The following is a 22,546-nucleotide window of genomic DNA, read 5'->3' on the forward strand; positions in this document are numbered from 1 at the left end:
TGTAGGGGGCTCACACCAACGCCGACAACCGCACATCCGCGCCCAACACCCGCTGCAACTGCCCCGTGGCGGTGAACACCGGTACCGACACGGTGAAGCAGAACGCGTCGGTGGCCGAGGAGCGGTACACCGGGGTGATGTGGCTGCCCAATTGCTCAGCCACCGCGCGGAACCACGGCCGTTGTGCCCAGTTGCGGCCTTTGCAGCTGTCGCCCTTGGCCAAACCTGCGGCAAACACGTTCTCGCTCAGTTGCGTGCCGTCGCTGCCCACCAGGTAGAACAGCTCGAAACGCGGGTCGCGCTGCAAGGTGTCGCGCAGAAACTCTTCGGCCCGGCCCAATTCACCATGCAGCGCCGCTTCCATGGCCAGGCGTTCGACGCTGGCCTGCACCTCTTTGTGAATCTGCAAGCGAAAAGCGCCGAGGCCGTCGAGCAGTTTGTCGCCGCTGCTGCGCACTGCCTGGCTGTGGGTCAGCACCTGGCCGGCCTTGCCCAGCAGGTCGGCAGCAACCCCGGCGATGTTCTGCACGTCGCCATTGATGGCGTGCACGGCAATGCCGATCTGTTCGGTGCCGGCGGCGATATGGCCGACCCGTTGGTCCAGTTGGTCCATGGCCGCGCGGGTGTGGCGCAGGTCTTCGCCCATGCGCGTCATGCCGTCACGGCCATCGGCGACGGCGCTGTGCATGTGTTGGCCGGCGGTGCCGAGCTGAGCCATGCCATCGCGAAACCGCTCAATGATCTGGCTGACTTTGCCGGTGGCCTCGGTGGTATGCCCGGCCAGGCGCCGCACTTCATCGGCGACCACGGCAAAACCACGGCCATGCTCGCCCGCGCGTGCCGCTTCGATGGCGGCATTCAACGCCAGCAGGTTGGTCTGCTGGGAAATACTGGCGATCACCCCAAGCACCTGGCTGACTTCTTCCAGTTGGCCGACGAGCTGGGTAATCACCCCTTCCAGTTGGGTTTCGCTGGCGTCGATGGCATCCACCTGGCGCAGCACTTCGTCGCCAGTCTGCTGGCAACTGCGCAAGGTGCCGGAGACTTCCGCCGCCAGTTTCGCCACCTGGGCGGCGCCCGGCACCAGCTCGCTGTCGAGGGTGGTGCTGACTTCTTCGCTGGCGCTGGCGATCAGTTCGGAAGCCTGGGCCAGGCGTTGGCCGCTGGCTTCGGTTTCGCTGGCGATACGCGCCAGTTCCGGAGCGTGGGCGGCGATATCCACCGAGGCCGCCAGGCTGTCGCCGAGGCGCTGGTGCAGCGCACGGGTGAAGCCATTGAGGCGGGTATTGATGGGCTGCAGGTCGGACAGTTGACTGGTCAGGTCAAGGTTGTCCACCAGCAGACTCAAGGCGCCGTCGTCTTCCGCGCGACGGGCTTTGGTGCGCATTAGCAACATAGTTGTGTTCTCCCTGTTAGGCCCACAGCCGTGCAAGCACAGTGCCACTACGCTGACGCCAGTTTTTCTGGGGTGTGGCATCCCCCCCCCGCAGAAAAACCTGCCCACTTTTGATGGCCTGATCCAAAGGCCGGGCCCCTTTTGGTGCGCAGCGTCTAGGCTTGAGCCAGCCCCCTGTCGAGGACCGCCCATGCGCGCCACGCTCTTGCTTCCCCTGCTCGCCACCCTGCTTCTCAGCGCCTGTAGCAACGGGCCGGTGAACCAGCCCAGCGACCGTATCAGCCAGGCGCCACCCAGCGCTCAGGTGTACCGCAGCTTCACCATCAAACCGGTACGCACCAAGGGTCATCGGGTCGACTTGGAAGAGCGCTTCAACAGCGCCACCCAACGCGCGCTGGAAGCCAAGGGTTACGTGCTCCAGGACAACGGCGCCGACATGCAGGTGATCTATGCCCTCGGCACCCAGGCACAGGAGGGTATCGAGCTGCGGCCGGTGATGGGCAGCAACGGCGCGATCTACACCCAGACCGAAATGACCAACGACGAAACCGCCGTGCTGGCCCTGCGCATTCTCGACAGCCGCGACCAGCGCGTGCTGTTCCAGGCGCAGATCAGCCGGCAGTTCACTAACCCGCAGTTCACCCAGCAAGCGTTCGACCAGGGTGTGGCAAAACTGCTGGAAGAATTCCCGCCGGCCAAACCCTGAACGGCGCGACATATCCGCAAACAGCTGCGCGGTTCAGCCCCGCGCGGACAGTGGCTATTCTTCTGCCCACCTTTATCTCAGGAGCCATTGCCATGCGCCGCCTCGCCCTGTTCTCCCTGTTGTTTGCCAGCACCCTGCAAGCGGCTGAGCCGATTGCCATCGACGTTTACCGCGACCCCAACTGCGGCTGCTGCAAGGCCTGGATCAGCCACCTGCAGAACAACGGTTTCAAGGTTGCCGACCACGTCGAAAACGACATGAGCGCAGTGAAGACCCGCCTGGGGGTGCCGCACAGTCTGGGCAGCTGCCACACCGGAGTAATCGACGGCAAATTCGTCGAAGGCCATGTGCCGGCAGCCGACGTGCTCAAGCTGCGCCAGCGCGCGGATCTGATCGGTGCTGCCGTGCCTGGCATGCCCATGGGTTCACCAGGAATGGAACAAGGCGGCGTTAGCGATGCCTATGCTGTGATCGGTGTGCAGCGTGACGGCACCGAGCAGGTGCTGACGCGCTACCCCGGCCAGTGATTTAGCTGACCGTCGGCCTGGCGCCCGTCGCACCGAGCAGCGACACTCAAACGCCACGGATCAGGAGAAGAGCCATGCTCTGGAAGAAAGGCCGACGCAGCGACAACGTAGTGGATGCCCGCGACAGCGGTGGCGGTGGCGGCGGCATGCGCATCGGCGGTGGCAAGGGTCTGAGCCTGGGCGCGGTGGCGATCATCGTGGTGTTCGGCCTGATCACCGGCCAGGACCCGATGCAGATCCTCGGTCAGTTGGCCAACCAGGCCGGCATCTCCACCGCCCCCACCCAGCAGCAAGGTCATGCGCCGGCGGCCAATGACGAGCAGGCCGAGTTCGTCCGCGCCGTGCTTGGCGACACCGAAGACACCTGGCGCGCCATCTTCCAACAGGCCGGCAAGCAGTATCAGGACCCAACCCTGGTGTTGTTTCGCGGCGGGGTGAATTCGGCCTGCGGCTTCGCCTCTTCGGCCACCGGCCCGTTCTACTGCCCGGGCGACCACCAGGTGTACCTCGACTTGGATTTCTTCAAGGAAATGGCCCAGCGCTTTTCTGCTGCGGGCGATTTTGCCCAGGCCTACGTGATCGCCCACGAGGTCGGCCACCACGTGCAGACGCTGTTGGGCATCTCCGCCAAAGTGAACAACGCCCGCCAGGCCGGGGCCAAGATGGAAGGCGCCAACGGCTTGCTGGTGCGTCAGGAATTGCAGGCCGACTGCCTGGCCGGGGTGTGGGCCTTCCACGCTCAGCAGCGGTTGAACTGGCTGGAACCGGGTGACCTCGAAGAAGCCCTGAACGCCGCCAACGCCATAGGCGATGACCGCCTGCAGAAACAGGCCCGCGGCCAGGTGGTGCCAGACTCCTTCACTCACGGCACCTCGCAGCAGCGGGTGCGCTGGTTCAAGACCGGGTATGAGGGTGGCAAGGTGAGTGGCTGCGATACGTTTAAGGCCACCACGCTCTAAATTCTGTGCGATCCGTAGGAGCGGCTTCAGCCGCGATGTTCTACCATCCGCGCCCTCTCTCGCTCGCGGATATTCAGGTATGAAAATCGCTCTGCTGCCGGCCGCCCTGGCCCTGTGCTGTGCCTTCGCCCATGCTGAAGGTGGCCCCGACGTAACAGCCGACGCCCCGCCCAAGGAACTGGTAACCCAGGTTGATCACCTGGTCGCCCTGCTGCGCGACGGCTTCGCCACCGGCTACCCGGAGGCGACCATGACGCAAACCCTGACCCTGTCCAAATACGAGCAAGTGACCCTGGCAGTGTTCACCGTCGAAGGCTTCGACAAGGGCAACAGCTACAACCAGTACCTGGCCGTGTTCGAGCCCGACGCCACGGAAGAAGGCGATGCGCACTACCGGCTGATCGATGTAATGCAGATCGGCGGCGATAACTTCCGTGCCATTCAGGAGCTGAACGCCAGCGCCAGCCGCGATGAGCAGACCCGCACCGTCACCTTCAACATCCCGGCGATGGCCAACTCGGTGGACGACTCACCGAACTTCCCCAGCCAGCCGGTGGTGATCGCCCTGACTCTGGAGCATGACCGTCTGGCCGAAGTAAAACCCTGAATTGCCATGGCGGCCAAACGCCGCTAGCAAGCACAACGAAAGCGACTACTATGCCTAATCGTCGCCGTAGTCCGGGGTGGGAAAGCCATGCGTTTAGCCGAGTTCATTGTCGCCACCGTTGATCGCATCGTCGATGAATGGGAGGCCTTTGCCATGACCATTCGCCCGGCGGCCGACAGCATGAACCGCGCAGAGCTGCGCGACCACGCGCGCTCCATTCTGCTGGCTGCAGCGCGCGACATGAACACAGAGCAGAGCGCCATGGAGCGCGCGGCCAAGGCCATGGGCGAAGGCCCGGAAAAGACCCCGAGCCTCGACGTGGCCGCCGCCAGCCACGGCGAACTGCGCCACCAGGTGGGTTTTGACCTGGTGCAGATGACCTCCGAATTCCGTCACCTGCGCGCCAGCGTGATCCGCCTGTGGACCGACAGCCTGGTGCAGATGGAACTGGTGCACATGCGCGACCTGATCCGCTTCAACGAAGCCATCGACGAAGCGCTGGCCGAGTCCACCGCCGCCTATGCCGAGCAGGTCAACCATTCCCGCGATATCTTCCTGGCCATTCTGGGCCACGATCTGCGCGCGCCGTTGCAGGCGGTGAGCATGTCCAGCGAGCTGCTGGCGAGCAAAGCCGGCCTCGATGACAAAGGCCGCAGCCACGTACAGCGCATCCGCAACAGCACCCGACACATGAGCGCGATGGTCAACGATCTGCTGGAATTCGTGCGCAGCCGTCTGGGCAACAGCCTGCCAATCGTGCGAATCCCGGTGGACATGAGCGCGCTATGCCAGGCCGCCATCGACGAAGCCGCCGCCGGCCAACCCTTGAGCGACCTGCACTTCGAGGTGCAAGGCGCCACCGAGGGCGAATGGGATCAGGGCCGTATCGAGCAATTGCTGCAGAACCTGATCGGCAACGCGCTGCAGCACGGCGCGAGCAACCTACCCATTACCCTACGCCTGCTCGGCGAGCCCGACAGCGTAACGCTGACCCTGCACAACCACGGCGAGCCGATTGCCGAGAGCGCCATCTCCACCCTCTTCTATCCCCTGGTACGCAGCACCAGCGACCGCGCCGGCGAAACCAGCCTGGGGTTGGGCTTGTTTATCGTCAACGAAGTGGTGATCGCCCACGGCGGCACGATTCAGGTGGTCTCCAATGAGGCAGACGGCACCACGTTTACAGTGATGTTGCCCAAGCACTGAAGCGCCCAGCCGCGATAGCCCCGCCGTCCATCAAGGCACCGGCGTGCCATACCCCGCCGAAAACAACAGGCCCAACACCACCGGCATCACCGCCGCACTGCCCAGGTTGCCGATCAGCACCAGGGAGGCCACGGTGTGCGGCGCACGCTGGTATTGCTCGGCGAGCATGTAGTTGAGCACCGCCGGTGGCAGCGCGGCGAACACCCAGAGGCAGGCCAGTTGCAGGCCTTGCAGGTCGAATAGCTGAATCAGAGGCCAGGCCAGAATCAACCCACTCAGTGGGCAGGCCACGGCGCCAAGCAGGCCGATTTTCCAGGCGCTGAAATCCACATCGAGCATGCGCACACCGAGGGCGAACAGCATCAGCGGTACGCAGGTGCTGCCGAGCATATTGGCCGACTCCAGAAACCAGTGCGGCAGGTGCAGCTCGGCGAGGTTGAGCGCGAGCCCGGCAATGGTCGCCAGCACCACCGGAATGCGGTACAGGCGCCACACCGGCGTGGCCGGGTCGAGCATGCGCAGGCCGACGGTGAAGTGCAGCAGCATCTCGACGATAAACAGCACCACCGCTGCCGGCAGCGCCTTCTCGCCAAACGCCAACACCATCAGCGGCAGGCCCATGTTGCCGGTGTTGTTGAACATCATCGGCGGCAGAAAGGTGCGCCAATCCAGCTTGAGCAACCGCGTGAGCGGCCACAGCAGCAGGCCGGAACCGAGCACAATCACCGCGCCAGCCACTGCCAGGCTGGCGTAGTCCTGCAGCGCCGCCTTGCTGTCGGCGAGCACGGCGAAGATTAGCAGCGGCACCAGCAGTTCCATGTTCAGGGTATTGAGGCCGCGCATATCCGGTTTACGGAAATGGCCGTACAGCGCACCGCAGCCGGCAATCAGAAACACCGGCAGCAGGGTGGAAAGAATCTGGGAAAACATTACCGCTCCAGAGCAAGGCGAGGCAGATCGTTAGCTTGGCAAGCATCGTGCCGGGGCCCGGAAGTGCTTTCAACCCCTACTAGCGACTTAATAGCGTCTAGCCAGCGGCTTTGCGCTTATCTGATGGCCTTTTCGACAGCCCGTCGATTTTTTGCTCTGCATCGACGAATGGCGGCCCATCCGAAACTCATAGGGGTAAAGTCGGACCGCTCTAGCTTGCGGTTCAGCGCCATAAACGCCCCACAAGAGGGTCGACCGCAAGCGTGGACGACAGGTTGCAACAGTGTGCCAACCGCTGCTGCGACAACTGGCCGAGCGCCCCTGCCAGCGTGCACGCCACTCCTCAACATCTGGAGTGCAAGTGATGAACAAACTGAAAGCCAGCCTACTGGCCGTGACCGTTTTTGCCTGTGCTGACGCCCATGCCCAGGTGCTGCAGCGCGAGCTGGGTGATTACGACCTGCAACTCGGCACCACGCCCACCCGCAGCATGGCCCAGGGCCTGGTGCAGCCCTCACAGAGCGGCACCTTTCAAGGCGGTCTGGACCTGACCCACGACAGCGGCTGGTACTTCGGCCAATGGTCGCCGAGCATGGGCATCGCCCGTGACAGCCAACTGGAGCTCGACTCCTACAGCGGCTTCAAGCGCCCGTTCAACAACCGCTTCGGTTACGAAATGGGCTTGATTCGCTACAGCCACCCAGGCTTGAGCGCCAACGACAGCAACGAGTACTACGCCGGCCTCACCCTGCTTGAAAGCCGCTTCGGCGCGGCCTTCAGCCAGGCACCGGGGCGTGCCGACAGCACCTTGCTGATGGACCTGGCGTTGCAGCCGCCGCTGGCGATAAACCTGTCGATGAAGTACGCCAACCACTCGCTGGATGATGCTGTGGGTTATGGCGATGGGCGCCTGGTGCGGGTGTTCAATGACTGGTCGCTGAACCTGTCGCGCCCCTGGGCGGGCATCGACCTGAACCTCTCCTACAGCGGCTCCAGCCTCAGCGGGCCGCAGTGCGTGGCCTACTCTGGACACAACGGCTATTGCGAGGACTACGTGATGTTCAAGGCCGAACGCACGCTGTTCTGAACCTGGCTAAGGGTTCTGAGCCGGTTTACTCGCTGAGAAACCGCCCGAGCTGGCTTTTGAGCTGGCGGTTTTCGCGGCGCACCTGCTCCAGGTCGTCGAGCAGTTGCAGGGCCAGGGCGATGCCCGACCACTCAAGCTCCAGCTCGCGCTGCAAACGTGCGGCGCGCCGGCAGGTGATCAGCGCGTGCTGGTCGAACTCCCAGCTGTCAGGACCGCGCCCGGGCGGGTCGATGATGCCGTGCTCGACGATTTCAATCAGCAGTGCGGCGGGAATCGCCACGGTCTGACAAAGCTCTTGCATGCCTAATGGGACGCTCATAGTCATTTGCTCCATTCGCTGCGGGGATCGAACTCGACCTTCTGCGCCAACTTCTCCCAGAGTTTGCGCGCATCGTCGCTGGTGGTTTTCGGCATCACGACTTTCAACTGCGCATACAGGTCGCCACGCTCGCCGTTCTTGTTGCCCAGGCCACGGCCTTTCACGCGCAGGCGCTGACCGCTCTGGCTGTTGGCCGGAATGGTCAGGGTGATGCGGCCGCTCAGGGTCGGTGCCTCAACCTTGGTGCCGAGTGCCGCTTCCCACGGCGCCAGCGGCACGGTGAGCACCAGGTCGCTGCCTTGCACATCGAACAGCGGGTGCGGCGCAAAGCGGATGTTCAGGTACAGATCGCCCGCCGGCCCACCGGCCATACCGGGGCCACCCTGGCCTTTGAGGCGGATACGCTCGCCATCCACCACGCCGACCGGAATCTTCACGTTGAGGCTTTTGCTCTGCGCAGGCTGGCCCATGGAGCCCGGCAACTGGAAGGAGATTTTCTTCGCTTCGCCGTCGAGGGTTTCCTCGAGAAACACCGGCAGTTCCATCTCTACGTCCTGGCCTTTGCGCGCCCGGTTGCGCGCTTCTTCGGCGCCACCGCCACGGCGGAAGATCGACTCGAAGAAGTCCGAGTAGTCGCCACCATAGGCATCGGTAAAAGCGCCGGCGCCCGGCTGGCGGCCACGCGGATGCTCGAACGGCCGGCCGTGCTGGCCATACTTGCGCAGGTCATCGAACTCGGCGCGTTTGTCCGCATCCTTGAGCACGTCGTAGGCCTCGGCCACTTCCTTGAAGTGCACTTCGGCGTCTTTTTCCTTGCTCACGTCGGGGTGATATTTGCGCGCGAGTTTGCGGTAAGCGGCTTTGATCGCCTTCTCGTCCGCGGTGGGTTCAACACCCAGAATCTTGTAGTAATCCTTGAAGTCCATCGAGCCTCCTTTCACTGCAGGCACGGTGATGCTGACAGGTTGAAGTGGATAAAAAGTTAAAAACGTAGCGAGCGAAGGTTAGGCAAGGCAAAAACAAACGAAAAAGCGGAGTTGGCTGTAGCCAATGAGCATTTTGAGTTTGTTTTTAACGCCGCATAACCGAGCGCAGTAGTTTTTCTAGCGGAGCTGGCTGTCTTTGCTGCCACGGCGGTTATACCCGGCATTGGCGGCATTTTCCTTGTCGTGTTCAGCCTGACAAGTAACGCACAAACGCACGCCTGGAATGGCCTGGCGCCGTGCCTCGGGAATGGCGGCGTCGCATTCTTCGCAGTGTTTCAGGCTTTCGCCTTTGGGCAGCTGGCTGCGAGCCCGCGCGATGGCGTCCTCGATGCTGCTGTCGATCTGCTCTTGTACGGCTCCGTCACTTGCCCAACCGCCGGCCATGGTCTGTCTCCCGGTTAGATGTTGCGTTGGGTACAGATATGGGCGCGCGGGCGGCTTTTTACAAGCGCGGGCAAGGGGCGAGGGTATGAACGGTCTGGGTTATTCCTTCACTTCCATAAACTCTTTGGCCCAGAGCAGGTAGTCCTCGGGGTGGGTGTATTTGTGCGACAGCTCCGAGGCGCTGAGGTCGGTGGCCACCACCTGGCGTTGTTCACGCAGGCAGTCGTAGGTGGCTTTGATCGCGGCGAAATAGGCGGCGTGGCCGTCGACCACAATGCGCACGCCCAGGCTGGCCAAACGGGCATCGTCACGCAGCGACGGGTTGCCGTAGGTCACCAGCATGATCGGCACCGTCAGGTGCTGGGCAATCTGCTCCAGGTGTTCGAAGTCGGTGATGCCGACCATGCAGATGCCATCGGCACCGGCGCTCTGGTAGGCCACCGTGCGGCTGATCACCTCATCCACCGGCAGCACGCCGGCATTGGTGCGGGCAATGATTGCCAGCTCGGCATCGACGCGCGCTTCCAGCGCCGCGCGAATCTTGCCGACGCCCTCTTCCACTGGAATCAGGTCGGTGGACTTACGCCCGAATTGGGCCGGCAGCAGGGTGTCTTCCAGGGTCAGGGCAGCGACGCCTGCGCGCTCCAGTTCCTTGACCGTGCGCATCACGTTCAGCGCGTTGCCGTAGCCGTGGTCGGCGTCGGCGATCACCGGCAGGTTGGCGACGCGGCCAATGCGGGTGGCCTGCTCGACGAATTCGCTGAGGGTGATCAGGGCGAAGTCCGGCGCGGCCAGTACCTGCAGGGAGGCGACTGAGCCGCCGAGAATGCCGACTTCGAAACCCAGGTCGCCGGCAATGCGCGCGGACATCGGGTCGAACACCGACGCGGTGTGGTAACAGAATTCGGAGGACAGCAAGGCACGGAAGGTGCCGCGCAGCGCATGGTGAGAGGCTCTGGGCATAGGGATTTTCCAACAACGGTTTTTTTATAGATGGTATCAGTAATTACTTATACCTTAGCAAGACACGTACCGTTGTCAGCTTAGCCCCCGATCCCTTTCTAGAGCCTTTCGCCCGTCTGTTTGGGGCTGGAAGTGGCGAAATCACGCCGTTTGCGCCGATGGCGTGGCGGCCAGCCGCCACTACCGAATCAATGACTGATCATCCACGGCCGACCCGCTGGTTTGCCTTTCATTGCATGTGGATTGGCCTTGGTTGGCGCCAGCGGTTTGTTGGCGCTGCAGCAGCCACAGCCGGCCGGGTGTCTGCGCGCTTGCTTGTATTCGTCGAGGGTTTGCGGCGCATGGGCGCTGCGTTCATTGGCGGCATGGGCGCGGCGTTGGCTGCCGGCCATGGTGGACAGGCAGGGGGCGGAGAGAATCACCCGTTTGCTGGTGCTGCCACAGGCGGGGCAATGGCAGGGTTCATCGCGGTCGGCCATCGGCCGCAGCAAGGTGAAGCCGCCGCAGTCGGCGCAGTCGTATTCGTAGATGGGCATCGAAAATCCCTCAAATTGCCGAACGGCGTAGGTTGGGTTGAGCAAAGCGAAGCCCAACAGGCCGGCCGCAGGCCGGCGCGTATCGGTCATCAATGGAACGCGCCGTTGGGCTTCGCCGTTGGCTCAACCCAACCTACCTCTGTCCCACTAGGGTTCCATCACCTGGGCCATGCCAACGCCGCCCGGCCCCGGCATCGCCCAGGTGACGAAACTCATTTGTCCGGCGCTTTGGGTAAGTCGATGCTGCCATCGAGGTACTTGGTCGGGCCGGAAGCATTCGGGTTGATATCGAATTCGAAGATCTCGGTGGGCAGCCACAAGGTGGCGCAGGCGTTGGGGATATCCACCACGCCGCTGATGTGCCCCTGCACCGGTGCCGAGCCCAACAGCGAGTAGCCCTGGGCCGGCGAATAGCCAAATTTGGTCAGGTAGTTGATGGCGTTCAGGCAGGCCTGCTTGTAGGCCAGGTTGACGTCCAGGTAGTGCTGCTTGCCGGCATCGTCCACCGAGATGCCTTCGAAGATCAGGTAGTTGTTGTAGGTCGGTACGATGGGGCTGGGTTTGAAGATCGGGTTCTTGATCCCGTACTTGGCCATGCCGCCTTTGATCAGCTCGACCTTCATGTGCACCCAGCCGGCCATTTCGATCGCGCCGCAGAAGGTGATTTCGCCATCGCCCTGGCTGAAGTGCAGGTCGCCCACCGACAGCCCGGCGCCATCGACATACACCGGGAAGAAGATTTTCGAGCCACGCGACAGGTCTTTGATATCGCAGTTGCCGCCGTGCTCACGGGGCGGCACGGTGCGTGCGCCGGTCAGCGCGGCCAGGTCACGGGCCTCGCCTTTCATCTTGCCCATGTGCGCGGTCGGTGCCATCGGCGCATTGGCCAGCGGCGGTACACGGGTGGGGTTGGTATCGATCAGTTCCTGCTCACGCTTGTTCCAGTCGGCGAGCATTTTGTGGTCCGGCAGGCAGCCGATCAGACCGGGGTGAATCAGGCCGGCGAAATTGACCCCGGGAATGTGCCGGGAACTGGTGAACATGCCTTTGAAATCCCAGATGGACTTCTGCGCCTCAGGGAAATAATCGGTGAGAAAACCACCGCCATTCTGCTTGGAGAAAAAGCCGTTGAAGCCCCACAGCGAATCCGGCTTGGCGCCGATGTCCAGCAGGTCGACCACGAGCAAATCGCCAGGTTCGGCGCCATGTACACCGACCGGGCCGGAGAGGTAGTGCACAGTGGTCAGGTCGACATCACGCACGTCGCTGGCATCGTCGTTGTTCTTGATTGCGCCGGCGGTCCAGTCATAGGTTTCCAGGATGAAATCGTCGCCCGGTTTTACCCAGCAGGCCATCGGAATATCCGGGTGCCAGCGGTTGTGGATCTGCTCGTTTTCGGTGGCGGCCTGGTTGAGGTCGACCTTGATCAGCGTATCGGTCATGACAAAGCTCCTGGGACCTTGTTAGGAGGTGAGCGCGGTAGCGCGCCGGGGTACGGAGCTAGTCTTGTTCGGCTGGGGAAATCGATAAATACGTTGGATGACGTAGGTCGATGAACACACAAAATCGAGACGAGCGTATGCCTCGGCGAACGCCGAAAAATGGGTAGGTTGGGCTGCAAAGCCCAACATTGCGGCTACTAGGCGGACGCATGTTAGGCTTCGCTTTGCTCAGCCCAACCTACACAACGATCACACCGACAAGTACCGGCTGATGGTCTTTTCATCCACCTTGTCGCGGGTTTCCTCGACCACGAACTTGCCCTTCTCGATCACCAGAAAGCGGTCGGCGATTTCCATGGTGAAGCTCAGCACCTGCTCGGACACCACTATGGTCAGGTCACGCAGATTGCGGATCTCTTTGAGCTTGTGGGCGATGTCTTTGATGATCGACGGCTGGATACCTTCGGTAGGTTCATCGAGCAGCAACACCTTGGGATTGGTGGCCAGCGCGCGGGCAATCGCCAGCTGCTGTTGCTGGCCGCCAGAGAGGTTACCGCCCTTGCGCGAACGCATTTCGTGCAGCACCGGGAACAGCGCGTAGAGGTCATCCGGCACCTTGCCCTTGGCCGAGGCCGGCAGGCCGGTCTGGATGTTTTCCAGCACCGTCATATGGGAAAAAATCATCCGTCCCTGGGGCACATAGGCGATACCGTGTTCGACGCGCTGGTGGGTTTCCAGTTTGGATACGTCCCGACCATCGACAGTGATCTGCCCGCCCCATTGCGGCAACACGCCCATCAGGCTTTTGAACAGCGTGGTTTTCCCCATGCCGTTACGGCCCATGACGGCGACGATTTCTTTCTTAGCCACGTTGAGGTTCAGCTCGTGGAGGATTTGGCTCTGGCCGTAGCCGGAGACCAGGTTGGAAATGGTGAACATAGGATTGCCTCGTGCTCGATATTCGCCAATCAATCCCCTCTCCCGTGTGCGGGAGAGGGTGCCCGAAGGGCGGGAGAGGGGCGCTAAAAACTCAGTGCCCCAGGTACACCTCAATCACCTTCGGGTTGCTCTGCACCGCCTCCATGCTGCCCTCGGCCAGCACCTTGCCCTGGTGCAGCACCGTCACCCGGTGGGCGATGCTTTTGACGAATTCCATGTCGTGTTCGATCACCAGCACCGAGCGCCCCTGGCTGATGCGATTCAGCAGCTCAGCCGTCTGCACCCGCTCACTGACGCTCATGCCTGCCACCGGTTCGTCAAGCATCAGCAGCGCGGGGTCTTGCATCAGCAGCATGCCGATCTCCAGCCACTGCTTCTGGCCGTGGGACAGCAGGTCGGCCTGCTTGTCGAGGAAGTCACTGAGGAAGATTTCACCCGCCACCTCTTCCACCCGCGCGATGACCTCGGCGCTGCGTTTGAAGAACAGCGCTCCGAACACTTTGCGCCCAGCCGGATAGGACATTTCCAGGTTCTCGAACACCGTCAGGTTTTCGTAGATCGAGGGGTTCTGGAACTTGCGCCCAACACCCGCGCGGACGATGTCGTACTCGCGCATTTTGGTCAGTTCACGGCCTTCGAATTCGATGCTGCCGGTGGTGGATTTGGTCTTGCCGCAGATCAGGTCGAGCACCGTGGTTTTGCCGGCGCCGTTGGGGCCGATCACCACATGCACTTCGTTGCGGTCGACGTACAGGTTGAGGTCGTTAACCGCCTTGAAGCCGTCGAACGACACGGTCAGGCCTTCGATGGCCAACACCGGTTTGGCCGCCTGGAATCCAGCCGGGCTATGGGTGGCTGGGCTTTTCATGGCGTGGTCTCCAGTTCACGGGGTGCGCTTTTCTCGGCCGGCTTGGCGGCAAATACGCGGGCCTTCACCTCCGGCACGCCGAACAGTTTTTTACCCAGGGCAAAACGCGACAGCCATGTGCGCCCATGGCTTTCCCACAGGCCGGCGATGCCGTTGGGGAAGTACATGACCACCACGATGAACAGGCCGCCCATCAGGTACAGCCACAGCTCGGGGAAGCTTTCAGAGAAATAGGTTTTGCCGAAGCTCACCAGCAAGGTGCCGTACACCGCGCCGAGCAACGACATGCGCCCCCCCACCGCAGCGAAAATCACCATCTCGATGGAGGGCACGATGCCGACGAAGCTCGGCGACATAAAGCCCACCTGCAAGGCGAACATCGCCCCGCCAATCGCCGAAAACGCGGCGGCCACGCAGAACACGAAGATCTTGAAACTGGCCACGTCGTAGCCGGAAAAACGCACCCGCTCTTCCTTGTCGCGCATGGCCATCAGCAGACGGCCCAGCTTGGAGGTGAGGATAAAGCGGCCGAGCAACACGCAGCCCAGGAGCAGGAAGGCGTTGACGAAATAGAGGATGGTTTTCGAGCTGTCCGGGCGGATGTCCCAGCCGAGCAGGGTCTTCAGGTCGGTGATGCCGTTGACCCCACCGGTGAGGCCCTGCTGGCCGATGATCAGGATGGTCAGAATGGCGGCGATGGCCTGGGTGACGATGGAGAAATACACATCGCCCACCCTCCGTTTGAACATTGCCACACCGATGATCAGCGCCAGCAACGTCGGTACCGCGACCACTGCCAACAGGGTAAAGCTGAAGCTGTGGAACGGCTGCCACATCAGCGGCAGTTCGATGATCTGGTTCCAGTCCATAAAGTCCGGAATGCCGGGGGTGGACTGGATCTTGGTGCTCTCCGGGTCCGAAGCTTCAAGCTTGAGGAACATCGCCATGCAGTAGCCGCCGACGCCAAAGAAGATACCCTGGCCAAGGCTGAGAATGCCGCCATAACCCCAGCACAACACCAGGCCGACAGCGACGAAGGCGTAGGTCAGGTATTTGCCCACCATATTCAGGCGGAAGGTATCCAGCAGCAGCGGGAACACCACCAGTATCAGGGTGGCCAGCACCAGCAGGCCGATGGCCCCCTGCTTGCCACCGAGCAGGCTTTCGTATGCGTTTTTCATGGGCGGTTTCCTATCGTGTATTCGTGCATAACGAGGCCGATCACTTACGGACTTTTATCGAAAAGAGGCCTTGCGGGCGCAGCATCAGAATCAGGATCACCGCCGACAGCGTCAGCACCTTGGCCATGGAACCGGAGAGGAAAAATTCCATGATCGATTGCGCCTGGGCGATGGTGAATGCCGAGGCAATGGTGCCCACCAGGCTGGCGGCGCCGCCGAAGACCACGGTGAGGAAGGTGTCGACGATGTACAGCGAACCCGCAGTCGGCCCGGTCGAACCGATGGTGGTGAACGCCGCACCTGCCACTCCGGCTACGCCGCAACCGAGGGCAAAGGTCATGCGATCGACCTTCTTGGTGTTGATCCCCACGGCCCGGCTCATCACCCGGTTCTGCATGGTGGCGCGCACCTGCAGGCCCCAGCGCGAGCGGTAGAGCATGAGGAAAATGGTGGCAGTGCAGAGAAAGGTCAGGCCCATCACGAACAGGCCGTTCTTGGGGATATCCACAGCCGCCGTCGGCGCCCAGGAGCCCATGATCCACTCGGGCATTTCCGCGCCCACTTCACGGGCGCCGAAGATCGATCGGAAGGCTTGCTGCATCACCAGGGACAGGCCCCAGGTCGCCAGCAGGGTATCCAGCGGGCGGTGATAAAGCTTGCTGATCATCGCCCACTCCACCAGCCAGCCAAGGGCACCGGCGATAAAGAACGAAGCGATGATGGCGAAGAAAAAGTAGTACGGCTGCATGGCCGGTACGTAGTGCAGAGTCAGCGACGAGATCACATAGGTGGTGTAGGCGCCAACGGTGAGGAACTCGCCGTGGGCCATGTTGATCACGCCCATTTGCCCGAAGATGATCGCCAGGCCGAGTGCCATCAGCAGCAGCACACAGAACACCGACAAGCCGTTGAACCCCTGCATGACGGCGATTGCGCCGAAGTCGGATAGCCATTCCATGAGTGGTCTCCTGATGGGTGGAGTAAGGGGGGAACGAAGGTGAAAGTCCCCCCTCTCCCCGGCCCTCTCCCCCGAAGGGGCGAGGGGGTGGTTGGGTGTACGCGGTTCAGTCCCCTCGCCCCAGCGGGGAGAGGGTTAGGGAGAGGGGGTTGGCTATCGAAACGAAACCCAGCCCCCACCCAGTTATTGATAACCCTTAGGAAACGGATTCGGCTCAATCAGCTCCGATTCATGCACCACCTTGAAGGTGCCATCGGCCTGAATTTCGGCGATCCGTGCCTTGCTCCACAGGTGATGGTTGTCGTGCACTTTCACGTAGCCTTCAGGGGCGGTGGTCAGCTCGATGCCAGGGGAGGCGGCGACCACTTTGTCGACGTCGAAGCTGCCGGCTTTTTCCACCGCCGCTTTCCACAGCCATGGGCCGAGGTAGCCGGCCTGGGTGACGTCACCGATCACCGAGTCCTTGCCGTACTTGGCCTTGAATTCCTCAACGAATTTCTTGTTGTTGGGGTTATCCAGGGTCTGGAAGTACTTCATCGAGGAGTAGAAGCCCTTCATGTTCTCGCCGCCGATGCCGAGCATTTCATCCTCGGTTACCGACAGGGTCAGCAGGGTTTGTTTGTCACTGGTGATACCGGCGGCTTTCAGCTGTTTGTAGAAGGCCACGTTGGAGCCACCGACCACGGCGGCAAACACCACGTCCGGTTTTTTCAGTTTGATTTTGTTGGTCAGCGAACCGAACTGGGTATTGCCCAGTGGGTAGTACTCCTCGCCCACCACAGTGCCGTGCAGCACGTTTTCAATGTGCTTGCGGGCGATCTTCATCGAGGTGCGCGGCCAGATGTAGTCCGAGCCCAGCAGGTAGAAGGTTTTCGCGCCCTTCTCTTTGGCGATCCAGTCGAGGCTGGCGAGAATCTGTTGGGTAGCTTCTTGCCCGGTGTAGATCACGTTCTTGGACTGCTCCAGGCCTTCGTAGAAGGTCGGGTAATAGAGCAGGCCGTTGTCTTTTTCGAAGATCGGCAGCACCGCTTTGCGCGAGGCCGAGGTCCAGCAGCCGAACACCGTGGCAACCTTGTCGCTCTCCAGCAGCTTCTTGGCTTTTTCGGCGAAGGTTGGCCAGTCGGAGGCGCCGTCTTCCTGAATCACTTTGATCTGCCGGCCGAGGATGCCGCCCGAGGCGTTGATCTGGTCGATGGCCAGGCGCTCGGCCTGGATCGCGCCGGTTTCGGAGATGGCCATGGTGCCGGTGGCCGAGTGCAGTTGGCCGACGGTGACGGTGGTGTCGGTGACCGCCAGGCCCGTGGTGTTGGCCGCATCCGCCAGCACGCTCTGGCTGAACACGCTGGCCGCCAGCAGCGACAGTGCCGCCGCACCAAGCGCCAGCCGACGGGGAAGAAAGCTCGTCAATCGTGAATCCATGATGCTGCTCCTCTGGTAGTTGGCCTCCCCGGCTCGCCTCTCGGGTACCGGTTTGGGGTTGCGGCAAGAATGGGGCGCAGCGCCTCGGCGGGGGTATACGCAGGTTGACGTAACGGCATACGTCATCTGACGTAGGGCGGGGTGCTCCGGGCTGGTGCAAGCTAGACCCACTTCACGCAGCCAGACAGAAGCCCAGGCGCCTGAGGCGGGCGTTTAACAGCGGCCAAGGCCGGGGCATGGAAGTTGCTCAAGCTCCTCAACCCTCCCGCACTTGCTCCAGGAGCCCACCGTGCAAGCAACCGGCACCCAGCGCATCGTCAAGATCCGCCGCGACTACAACAGTTGGGTCGCCGACGAGACCATGGAGGACTACGCCCTGCGCTACACCCCGCGCTCATTCCGCAAGTGGTCGGAATGGCGGATCGCCAATACGGCGGTGGGCGCGGTGTCGTTTCTGGCCCTGGAGGCCATCGGCGGCGCGCTGGCGTTGAGCTACGGGTTTACCAACACCCTGTGGGCCATTCTCGCGGTGAGCCTGGTGATCTTTCTCACCGGCCTGCCCATCAGCTACTACGCCGCGCGTTATGGCGTGGACATGGACCTGCTGACCCGCGGCGCCGGCTTCGGCTACATCGGCTCGACCATCACCTCGCTGATCTACGCCAGCTTCACCTTCCTGTTCTTTGCCCTCGAAGCGGCGATCATGGCCTTGGCCCTGGAGCTGTATTTCCATATCCCATTGGCGCTGGCCTATGTCATCTGCTCGGTGCTGGTGATTCCCCTGGCCGCCTATGGCGTGACGCTGATCAGCCGATTGCAGTTGTGGACGCAGCCGCTGTGGATTGTGCTGCTGCTGTTGCCCTACCTGTTCGTGGCCTGGAAAAACCCCGAAGCCCTGAGCGACTGGACCAGCTTTGCCGGTCGCGAGGGCGAAGGCGGCGCGTTCAATTTGCTGTCCTTCGGTGCCGCCTGCACGGTGGCCCTGGCGCTGATTACGCAGATTGGCGAGCAGGTCGACTACTTGCGTTTTCTCCCGGAAAAAACCGCTGCCAACCGCAAGCGCTGGTGGGCCGCGCTGCTGATGGCCGGGCCCGGCTGGATCATTCCCGGCGCGCTGAAAATGCTCGCTGGCGCCTTTCTCGCCTTCCTTGCGTTGCAGCACGAAATCCCCATGGAGCGCGCCGCCGAGCCGACGCAGATGTACCTGGTGGCCTTCGGGTATGTGTTCAGTTCGCCGCAGTGGGCGTTGGCGGCGATGGTGCTGTTCGTCATCGTCTCGCAGGTGAAGATCAACCTCACCAACGCCTACGCCGGCTCCCTGGCCTGGTCGAACTTCTTTGCCCGCGTCACCCACAGCCACCCCGGGCGCGTGGTGTGGTTGGTGTTCAACGTGGCGATCGCCTTGATGCTGATGGAGCTCGGCGTATTCGACGCGATCGAGGAGGTGTTGGGGCTGTATGCCAACGTCGCGATTGCCTGGATTGGCGCGGTGGTCGCCGACCTGGTGATCAACAAACCCCTGGGCTTGTCGCCGAGTCATATCGAGTTCAAACGGGCGCACCTGTACGACATCAACCCGGTGGGCGTCGGCGCCATGCTGGTGGCCTCGTTGCTGTCGGTGCTGGCCCACGGCGGGGTGTTCGGGGTGATGCTGGAGGCCGCTTCGCCGGTGGTGGCGCTGGGTACGGCGTTTGTCACCGCACCCCTGATCGCCTGGCTGACCAAGGGCCGCTACTACATCGCCCGCAGCAGCGCGCCGCAATTGCTCTACCCCGCAGGGCCGGTGGCCGAGCTGCAATGCGGGCTGTGCAGCAATGCGTTTGAAGCGCCGGACATGGCCTTCTGCCCGGCCTACAGCACGCCGATCTGCTCGCTGTGCTGCTCGCTCGACGCCCGTTGTGGCGATGCCTGTAAACCGCAGGCGCGGCTGGCCGAGCAAATGGATAACTTTGTCCGTTGGCTGTTCCCGCGCGCCTCGATTCCTCGTTTGCACAGCCGCCTGGCGCAGTACCTGGGTTTGCTGCTGGTGCTGGTGGGTTTGCTGCTAGGCGCCTTGTTGATGATCTACAGCCAGGTGTCCCACAGCCTGTTGCCGCATTCCCCGGAAGTGCAGCAGACCCTGTACCTGGCCTTTCTCAAAGCCTTTCTGACCCTCACGGTGTTTGCCGGCATCCTCGCCTGGTGGGTGGTGCTGACCCGCGAAAGCCGCCGCGTCGCGCAGGAAGAATCGGACCGCCAGACCCTGCTGCTGATGCAGGAAATCGAAGCGCACCGGCGCACCGACGAAGCCCTGCAGAAAGCCAAGGAAGCCTCCGAGGCGGCCAACGCGGCCAAGAGCCGCTACGTCACCGGCCTGTCCCATGAATTGCGCACGCCGCTCAACAGCATTCTTGGCTACACCCAGATTCTGCAGCGCGACAGCGGCATGCCGGGGCAACACCACGACGCCCTGGCGACCATCTACCGCAGCGGCTCGCACCTGCTGTCGCTGATCGATGGCCTGCTGGATGTGGCCAAGATCGAAGCCGGTAAATTGCAGCTGGAGCTCAGTGAAATTCCCTTCCCGGAATTCATCCATGATCTGGAGCGCATGTTCACCCCGCAGGCCGAGGAAAAGGGCCTGCACTTTCGCCTCGAACAACAGGGCCGGATGCCCACCGTGGTGCGCGGCGACGAAAAACGGGTGCGGCAGATTCTGATCAACCTGCTGGGCAACGCCGTGCGTTTCACCGACAGCGGCCAGGTGACCTTGCGGGTCAGCTATATGCGTGAGACGGCGACCTTTGAAATCGTCGACACCGGTATTGGTATTGCGCCCGAGCAGATCGAGCGGATTTTCCAGCCGTTCGAACGCGGCGACCTGATGCGCCAGGACAACGGTGTCGGCCTGGGCCTGACCATCACCCGCATGCTCACCTCGCTGATGGGTGGCGAGCTGTCGGTGCGCAGCGTGCCGGACCAAGGCACCTGTTTTCAGGTGCGGCTGTTTCTCTCCGAAGTGCGGGTGCCACAGGCGGTGGTGCATGTGGAGCACGACATCATCGGCTACCAGGGCCCGCGCCGGCTGATTCTGGTGGTGGACGACCACGTCGAGCACCGGCGCATTCTCGCCGGCATGCTCGAACCGCTGGGGTTTGATATCGCCCAAGCCGCCAGTGGCCAGGAAGCGATTCGCCAGGTGGCGCTGCTCAACCCGGACCTGATTCTGATGGACCTGTCGATGCCGCACATGGATGGCTGGGAAACCAGCCGGCTGATCCGCCGCAACGCGCTGTCGCTGGCGCCGATCATTGTGATTTCCGCCAACGCCTTTGCCGATGACCGTGAGCGTAGCGTCGCCGCGGCCTGCAACGACTACCTGGCCAAACCGGTGCACACCCCGGCGCTGCTGGAGAAAATTCAGACCTACCTGGGCCTGCGCTGGGTCAAGCGCGCCAACATCATCGCGCCGTCACCACAGGCGTTGGTGGTGCCGTCCGCCACCGCCCTGGCCGAACTCTACGAGCTCGGCGAGTTGGGTTACATCAAAGGCATCCTGGAAAAACTCGATTGGCTCGATCAGCACGAGCCCGCCAGCGCCACCTACACCCAGAGCCTGCGCGCGCAGGTTAAACGCTTCCAACTGAACGAATTTAATCGTCGAGTCAAAGACGCCTTGCACGCCGCCGCCCCCAACCAACCCGCCGCCGAGGAGACCCCATGAACGCCGTCAACGCCGCCCTCCCTCCCGCCGATCAAGGCATTGTGCTGATCGTCGACGACACCCCGGACAACCTCGCGCTGCTTTCCGATGCCCTGGATATGGCCGGTTATATGGTGCTGGTGGCGCTGGATGGCGCCAGCGCGCTGGAGCGCATGCAGCGTAGGCGCCCGGATGTGGTGCTGCTGGATGCGATGATGCCGGGCCTGGATGGCTTCGAAACCTGCCGGCGGATCAAGGCCCAGGCGGAACTGGCGGACATCCCGGTGCTGTTCATGACCGCCCTGTGCGATAGCGAACATGTGGTGGAAGGGTTTGCCGCCGGTGGCATCGACTACGTGACCAAACCCATTCGCCCGGACGAGGTGCTGGCCCGTGTCGCGGCCCACCTGCGTACCGCCCGCAGCCTGCAATCGGCGCGCAGCGTGCCGGCGCTGAAACCGGTGCCCACCCAGGCGCAGACCCAACAAGCCCTGGCGCAACGTTTTCAACTGACCGAACGGGAAGTCGAGGTTCTGCAGTGGGTCAGCTGTGGGAAAACCAACCGCGACATCGGCGACATCCTCGGTCTGAGCCCGCGCACCGTGAATAAACATCTGGAGCACGTGTACGTGAAGTTGGGGGTGGAAACGCGCACCGCCGCCGCGGCAGTGGCGATTGCGGCAGGGCGCTAAAGGCAGCGTTATGCCGCAGGTCCCGTAGGAGCGGCTTTAGCCGCGATGCTCTTGATGTCTTAAAAGCATCGCGGCTGAAGCCGCTCCCACGCAGAGCACCAGAAAGGTGCGAAAGACCCTGTCGCGCACCAAATAAAACCTGACCAATGCCCCAGTTTTTATCCCACAGGCGTGTAGGCCGCTTCAGCGCTACCCTCGCCAGCCTTGGCACCGCCCTTGCTCTGCACGCTGTATTGAATCTGCCGGTACTGCCTTATGTTGGTCATCCATTCCCGTATCCAGCCACAAGCAAGCTGGGACGCCGAATTGCACTTGAGCTTCGCTGCGCGCAGCAAAAGCCGCCTGCGCTGCTTTACGGTGGCGGGCGAAGACGTCGGCCTGTTTCTCGAACGCGGCCAGCCCGCCCTGCACGACGGCGAGTGTCTCCAGGCCCAGGACGGCCGCGTGGTACGCGTCAGCGCCAGCCCCGAACGCCTCTTGCACGTGACCTGCGCCAACGCATTCGAACTCACCCGCGCGGCCTATCACCTGGGCAACCGCCACGTCGCCCTGCAGTTGGGCGATGGCTGGCTGCGCCTGCCGGAAGACTATGTGCTGCAAGCCATGCTTGAGCAGTTGGGCGCCACGGTCGAGTTGATCGACGCGCCCTACCAACCGGAACAGGGCGCCTATGGCGGCGGCCATCACCACTCCCATGCCGGCGACGAAGAGTTCAGCTACGCGCCGCGCCTGCACCAGTTTGGCGTGCGCACGTGAGCA

At 62.5% G+C, this 22,546-nt stretch carries 22 protein-coding genes; 9 read left to right on the forward strand and 13 right to left on the reverse strand.

The genetic code is table 11. The features are described 5' to 3' along the window. Positions 1-10: 10 nt before the first annotated feature. A complete protein-coding gene (locus tag C8K61_RS21595; protein WP_146174327.1) occupies positions 11-1,588 on the reverse strand; it encodes a methyl-accepting chemotaxis protein in 1,578 nt (525 codons plus the stop codon). Here C8K61_RS21595 and C8K61_RS21600 point away from each other — a divergent pair. From C8K61_RS21600 to C8K61_RS21620, 5 genes are all read left to right on the forward strand, one after another. Continuing rightward, on the forward strand, positions 1,587-2,102 hold the full coding sequence (locus C8K61_RS21600) for a DUF4136 domain-containing protein (protein WP_108098352.1): 516 nt from the start codon (positions 1,587-1,589) through the stop codon (positions 2,100-2,102). The genes C8K61_RS21595 and C8K61_RS21600 overlap by 2 nt on opposite strands. Before the next feature lie 92 nt (positions 2,103-2,194). Further along, on the forward strand, positions 2,195-2,629 hold the full coding sequence (locus C8K61_RS21605; protein WP_108098353.1) for a DUF411 domain-containing protein: 435 nt from the start codon (positions 2,195-2,197) through the stop codon (positions 2,627-2,629). 74 nt (positions 2,630-2,703) lie between these two features. Next, complete coding sequence (locus tag C8K61_RS21610) at positions 2,704-3,588, forward strand: neutral zinc metallopeptidase (protein ID WP_108098354.1); 885 nt, start codon at positions 2,704-2,706, stop codon at positions 3,586-3,588. Positions 3,589-3,667: 79 nt separating this feature from the next. Then, positions 3,668-4,195 (forward strand): hypothetical protein, encoded by a 528-nt coding sequence (locus C8K61_RS21615; protein ID WP_108098355.1) that lies wholly within the window; start codon positions 3,668-3,670, stop codon positions 4,193-4,195. An 87-nt stretch (positions 4,196-4,282) separates the two neighbouring features. Further along, the gene (locus tag C8K61_RS21620; RefSeq protein WP_108098356.1) at positions 4,283-5,401 is read left to right on the forward strand and encodes a sensor histidine kinase KdpD; all 1,119 of its coding nucleotides are present in this window, start codon (positions 4,283-4,285) and stop codon (positions 5,399-5,401) included. A 30-nt stretch (positions 5,402-5,431) separates the two neighbouring features. Here C8K61_RS21620 and C8K61_RS21625 read toward each other — a convergent pair whose 3' ends face one another. Beyond that, on the reverse strand, positions 5,432-6,331 hold the full coding sequence (locus tag C8K61_RS21625; protein ID WP_108098357.1) for an AEC family transporter: 900 nt from the start codon (positions 6,329-6,331) through the stop codon (positions 5,432-5,434). A 361-nt stretch (positions 6,332-6,692) separates the two neighbouring features. Here C8K61_RS21625 and C8K61_RS21630 point away from each other — a divergent pair, with 361 nt between their 5' ends. Continuing rightward, entirely contained in the window at positions 6,693-7,418 is a 726-nt protein-coding gene (locus C8K61_RS21630) for a TorF family putative porin (protein WP_371920016.1), read from the forward strand. A gap of 25 nt (positions 7,419-7,443) precedes the next feature. On the opposite strand, the gene C8K61_RS21635 is transcribed toward C8K61_RS21630, so the two are convergent. The 11 genes from C8K61_RS21635 to urtA all read right to left on the reverse strand — a co-directional run bounded on the left by C8K61_RS21635 (position 7,444) and on the right by urtA (position 17,413). After that, positions 7,444-7,743, reverse strand: a complete 300-nt coding sequence (locus tag C8K61_RS21635) for a chaperone modulator CbpM (RefSeq protein ID WP_108098359.1) — start codon at positions 7,741-7,743, stop codon at positions 7,444-7,446. After that, a complete protein-coding gene (locus tag C8K61_RS21640; RefSeq protein ID WP_108098360.1) occupies positions 7,740-8,663 on the reverse strand; it encodes a DnaJ C-terminal domain-containing protein in 924 nt (307 codons plus the stop codon). The genes C8K61_RS21635 and C8K61_RS21640 overlap by 4 nt, the downstream gene beginning before the upstream one ends. Positions 8,664-8,840: 177 nt before the next feature. Continuing rightward, entirely contained in the window at positions 8,841-9,107 is a 267-nt protein-coding gene (locus C8K61_RS21645; protein ID WP_108098361.1) for a DksA/TraR family C4-type zinc finger protein, read from the reverse strand. A gap of 99 nt (positions 9,108-9,206) precedes the next feature. After that, positions 9,207-10,070: an oxaloacetate decarboxylase gene (locus C8K61_RS21650; RefSeq protein ID WP_108098362.1), complete on the reverse strand. Its 864-nt coding sequence runs from the start codon at positions 10,068-10,070 to the stop codon at positions 9,207-9,209. Positions 10,071-10,258: 188 nt separating this feature from the next. After that, the gene (locus C8K61_RS21655; protein ID WP_108098393.1) at positions 10,259-10,606 is read right to left on the reverse strand and encodes an FmdB family zinc ribbon protein; all 348 of its coding nucleotides are present in this window, start codon (positions 10,604-10,606) and stop codon (positions 10,259-10,261) included. 212 nt (positions 10,607-10,818) lie between these two features. After that, complete coding sequence (gene fmdA, locus C8K61_RS21660) at positions 10,819-12,048, reverse strand: formamidase (protein ID WP_108098363.1); 1,230 nt, start codon at positions 12,046-12,048, stop codon at positions 10,819-10,821. 249 nt (positions 12,049-12,297) lie between these two features. Then, entirely contained in the window at positions 12,298-12,987 is a 690-nt protein-coding gene (gene urtE / locus C8K61_RS21665) for an urea ABC transporter ATP-binding subunit UrtE (protein WP_108098364.1), read from the reverse strand. Between the two features lie 91 nt (positions 12,988-13,078). Further along, positions 13,079-13,855: an urea ABC transporter ATP-binding protein UrtD gene (gene urtD / locus C8K61_RS21670; protein WP_108098365.1), complete on the reverse strand. Its 777-nt coding sequence runs from the start codon at positions 13,853-13,855 to the stop codon at positions 13,079-13,081. Continuing rightward, complete coding sequence (gene urtC / locus C8K61_RS21675; protein ID WP_108098366.1) at positions 13,852-15,036, reverse strand: urea ABC transporter permease subunit UrtC; 1,185 nt, start codon at positions 15,034-15,036, stop codon at positions 13,852-13,854. Before urtC ends, urtD begins: the two co-directional genes overlap by 4 nt. A 40-nt stretch (positions 15,037-15,076) precedes the next feature. Continuing rightward, positions 15,077-15,994 (reverse strand): urea ABC transporter permease subunit UrtB, encoded by a 918-nt coding sequence (gene urtB / locus C8K61_RS21680; protein ID WP_178086490.1) that lies wholly within the window; start codon positions 15,992-15,994, stop codon positions 15,077-15,079. A gap of 183 nt (positions 15,995-16,177) precedes the next feature. After that, on the reverse strand, positions 16,178-17,413 hold the full coding sequence (gene urtA / locus C8K61_RS21685; protein ID WP_108098367.1) for an urea ABC transporter substrate-binding protein: 1,236 nt from the start codon (positions 17,411-17,413) through the stop codon (positions 16,178-16,180). A 289-nt stretch (positions 17,414-17,702) separates the two neighbouring features. Between urtA and C8K61_RS21690 the strand changes: the two genes are divergently transcribed. The 3 genes from C8K61_RS21690 to ureE all read left to right on the forward strand — a co-directional run bounded on the left by C8K61_RS21690 (position 17,703) and on the right by ureE (position 22,543). Then, a complete protein-coding gene (locus tag C8K61_RS21690) occupies positions 17,703-21,116 on the forward strand; it encodes an ATP-binding protein (RefSeq protein ID WP_108098368.1) in 3,414 nt (1,137 codons plus the stop codon). Beyond that, the gene (locus C8K61_RS21695; protein ID WP_108098369.1) at positions 21,113-21,787 is read left to right on the forward strand and encodes a response regulator; all 675 of its coding nucleotides are present in this window, start codon (positions 21,113-21,115) and stop codon (positions 21,785-21,787) included. Before C8K61_RS21690 ends, C8K61_RS21695 begins: the two co-directional genes overlap by 4 nt. A gap of 255 nt (positions 21,788-22,042) precedes the next feature. Continuing rightward, positions 22,043-22,543 carry an urease accessory protein UreE gene (gene ureE / locus C8K61_RS21700; RefSeq protein WP_108098370.1) on the forward strand — a complete coding sequence of 167 codons (501 nt, stop codon included), beginning with the start codon at positions 22,043-22,045 and terminating at the stop codon, positions 22,541-22,543. The last annotated feature ends 3 nt before the right edge of the window (positions 22,544-22,546 follow it).

Origin of the sequence: Pseudomonas sp. GV071 (assembly GCF_003050835.1) — a bacterium.
Taxonomy (GTDB): Bacteria; Pseudomonadota; Gammaproteobacteria; order Pseudomonadales; family Pseudomonadaceae; genus Aquipseudomonas.

Coding starts and splice junctions, on each gene's coding strand:
- C8K61_RS21600 (WP_108098352.1), top strand. CDS start 1,587: ATGCGCGCCACGCTCTTGCTTCCCCTGCTCGCCACCCTGCTTCTCAGC.
- C8K61_RS21650 (WP_108098362.1), bottom strand. CDS start 10,070: ATGCCCAGAGCCTCTCACCATGCGCTGCGCGGCACCTTCCGTGCCTTG.
- C8K61_RS21695 (WP_108098369.1), top strand. CDS start 21,113: ATGAACGCCGTCAACGCCGCCCTCCCTCCCGCCGATCAAGGCATTGTG.
- urtD (WP_108098365.1), bottom strand. CDS start 13,855: ATGAAAAGCCCAGCCACCCATAGCCCGGCTGGATTCCAGGCGGCCAAA.
- ureE (WP_108098370.1), top strand. CDS start 22,043: ATGTTGGTCATCCATTCCCGTATCCAGCCACAAGCAAGCTGGGACGCC.
- urtB (WP_178086490.1), bottom strand. CDS start 15,994: ATGGAATGGCTATCCGACTTCGGCGCAATCGCCGTCATGCAGGGGTTC.
- urtE (WP_108098364.1), bottom strand. CDS start 12,987: ATGTTCACCATTTCCAACCTGGTCTCCGGCTACGGCCAGAGCCAAATC.
- C8K61_RS21655 (WP_108098393.1), bottom strand. CDS start 10,606: ATGCCCATCTACGAATACGACTGCGCCGACTGCGGCGGCTTCACCTTG.
- C8K61_RS21645 (WP_108098361.1), bottom strand. CDS start 9,107: ATGGCCGGCGGTTGGGCAAGTGACGGAGCCGTACAAGAGCAGATCGAC.
- C8K61_RS21640 (WP_108098360.1), bottom strand. CDS start 8,663: ATGGACTTCAAGGATTACTACAAGATTCTGGGTGTTGAACCCACCGCG.
- C8K61_RS21615 (WP_108098355.1), top strand. CDS start 3,668: ATGAAAATCGCTCTGCTGCCGGCCGCCCTGGCCCTGTGCTGTGCCTTC.
- urtA (WP_108098367.1), bottom strand. CDS start 17,413: ATGGATTCACGATTGACGAGCTTTCTTCCCCGTCGGCTGGCGCTTGGT.
- C8K61_RS21610 (WP_108098354.1), top strand. CDS start 2,704: ATGCTCTGGAAGAAAGGCCGACGCAGCGACAACGTAGTGGATGCCCGC.
- C8K61_RS21625 (WP_108098357.1), bottom strand. CDS start 6,331: ATGTTTTCCCAGATTCTTTCCACCCTGCTGCCGGTGTTTCTGATTGCC.
- fmdA (WP_108098363.1), bottom strand. CDS start 12,048: ATGACCGATACGCTGATCAAGGTCGACCTCAACCAGGCCGCCACCGAA.
- C8K61_RS21605 (WP_108098353.1), top strand. CDS start 2,195: ATGCGCCGCCTCGCCCTGTTCTCCCTGTTGTTTGCCAGCACCCTGCAA.
- C8K61_RS21635 (WP_108098359.1), bottom strand. CDS start 7,743: ATGACTATGAGCGTCCCATTAGGCATGCAAGAGCTTTGTCAGACCGTG.
- C8K61_RS21595 (WP_146174327.1), bottom strand. CDS start 1,588: ATGGGCGGTCCTCGACAGGGGGCTGGCTCAAGCCTAGACGCTGCGCAC.
- C8K61_RS21620 (WP_108098356.1), top strand. CDS start 4,283: ATGCGTTTAGCCGAGTTCATTGTCGCCACCGTTGATCGCATCGTCGAT.
- urtC (WP_108098366.1), bottom strand. CDS start 15,036: ATGAAAAACGCATACGAAAGCCTGCTCGGTGGCAAGCAGGGGGCCATC.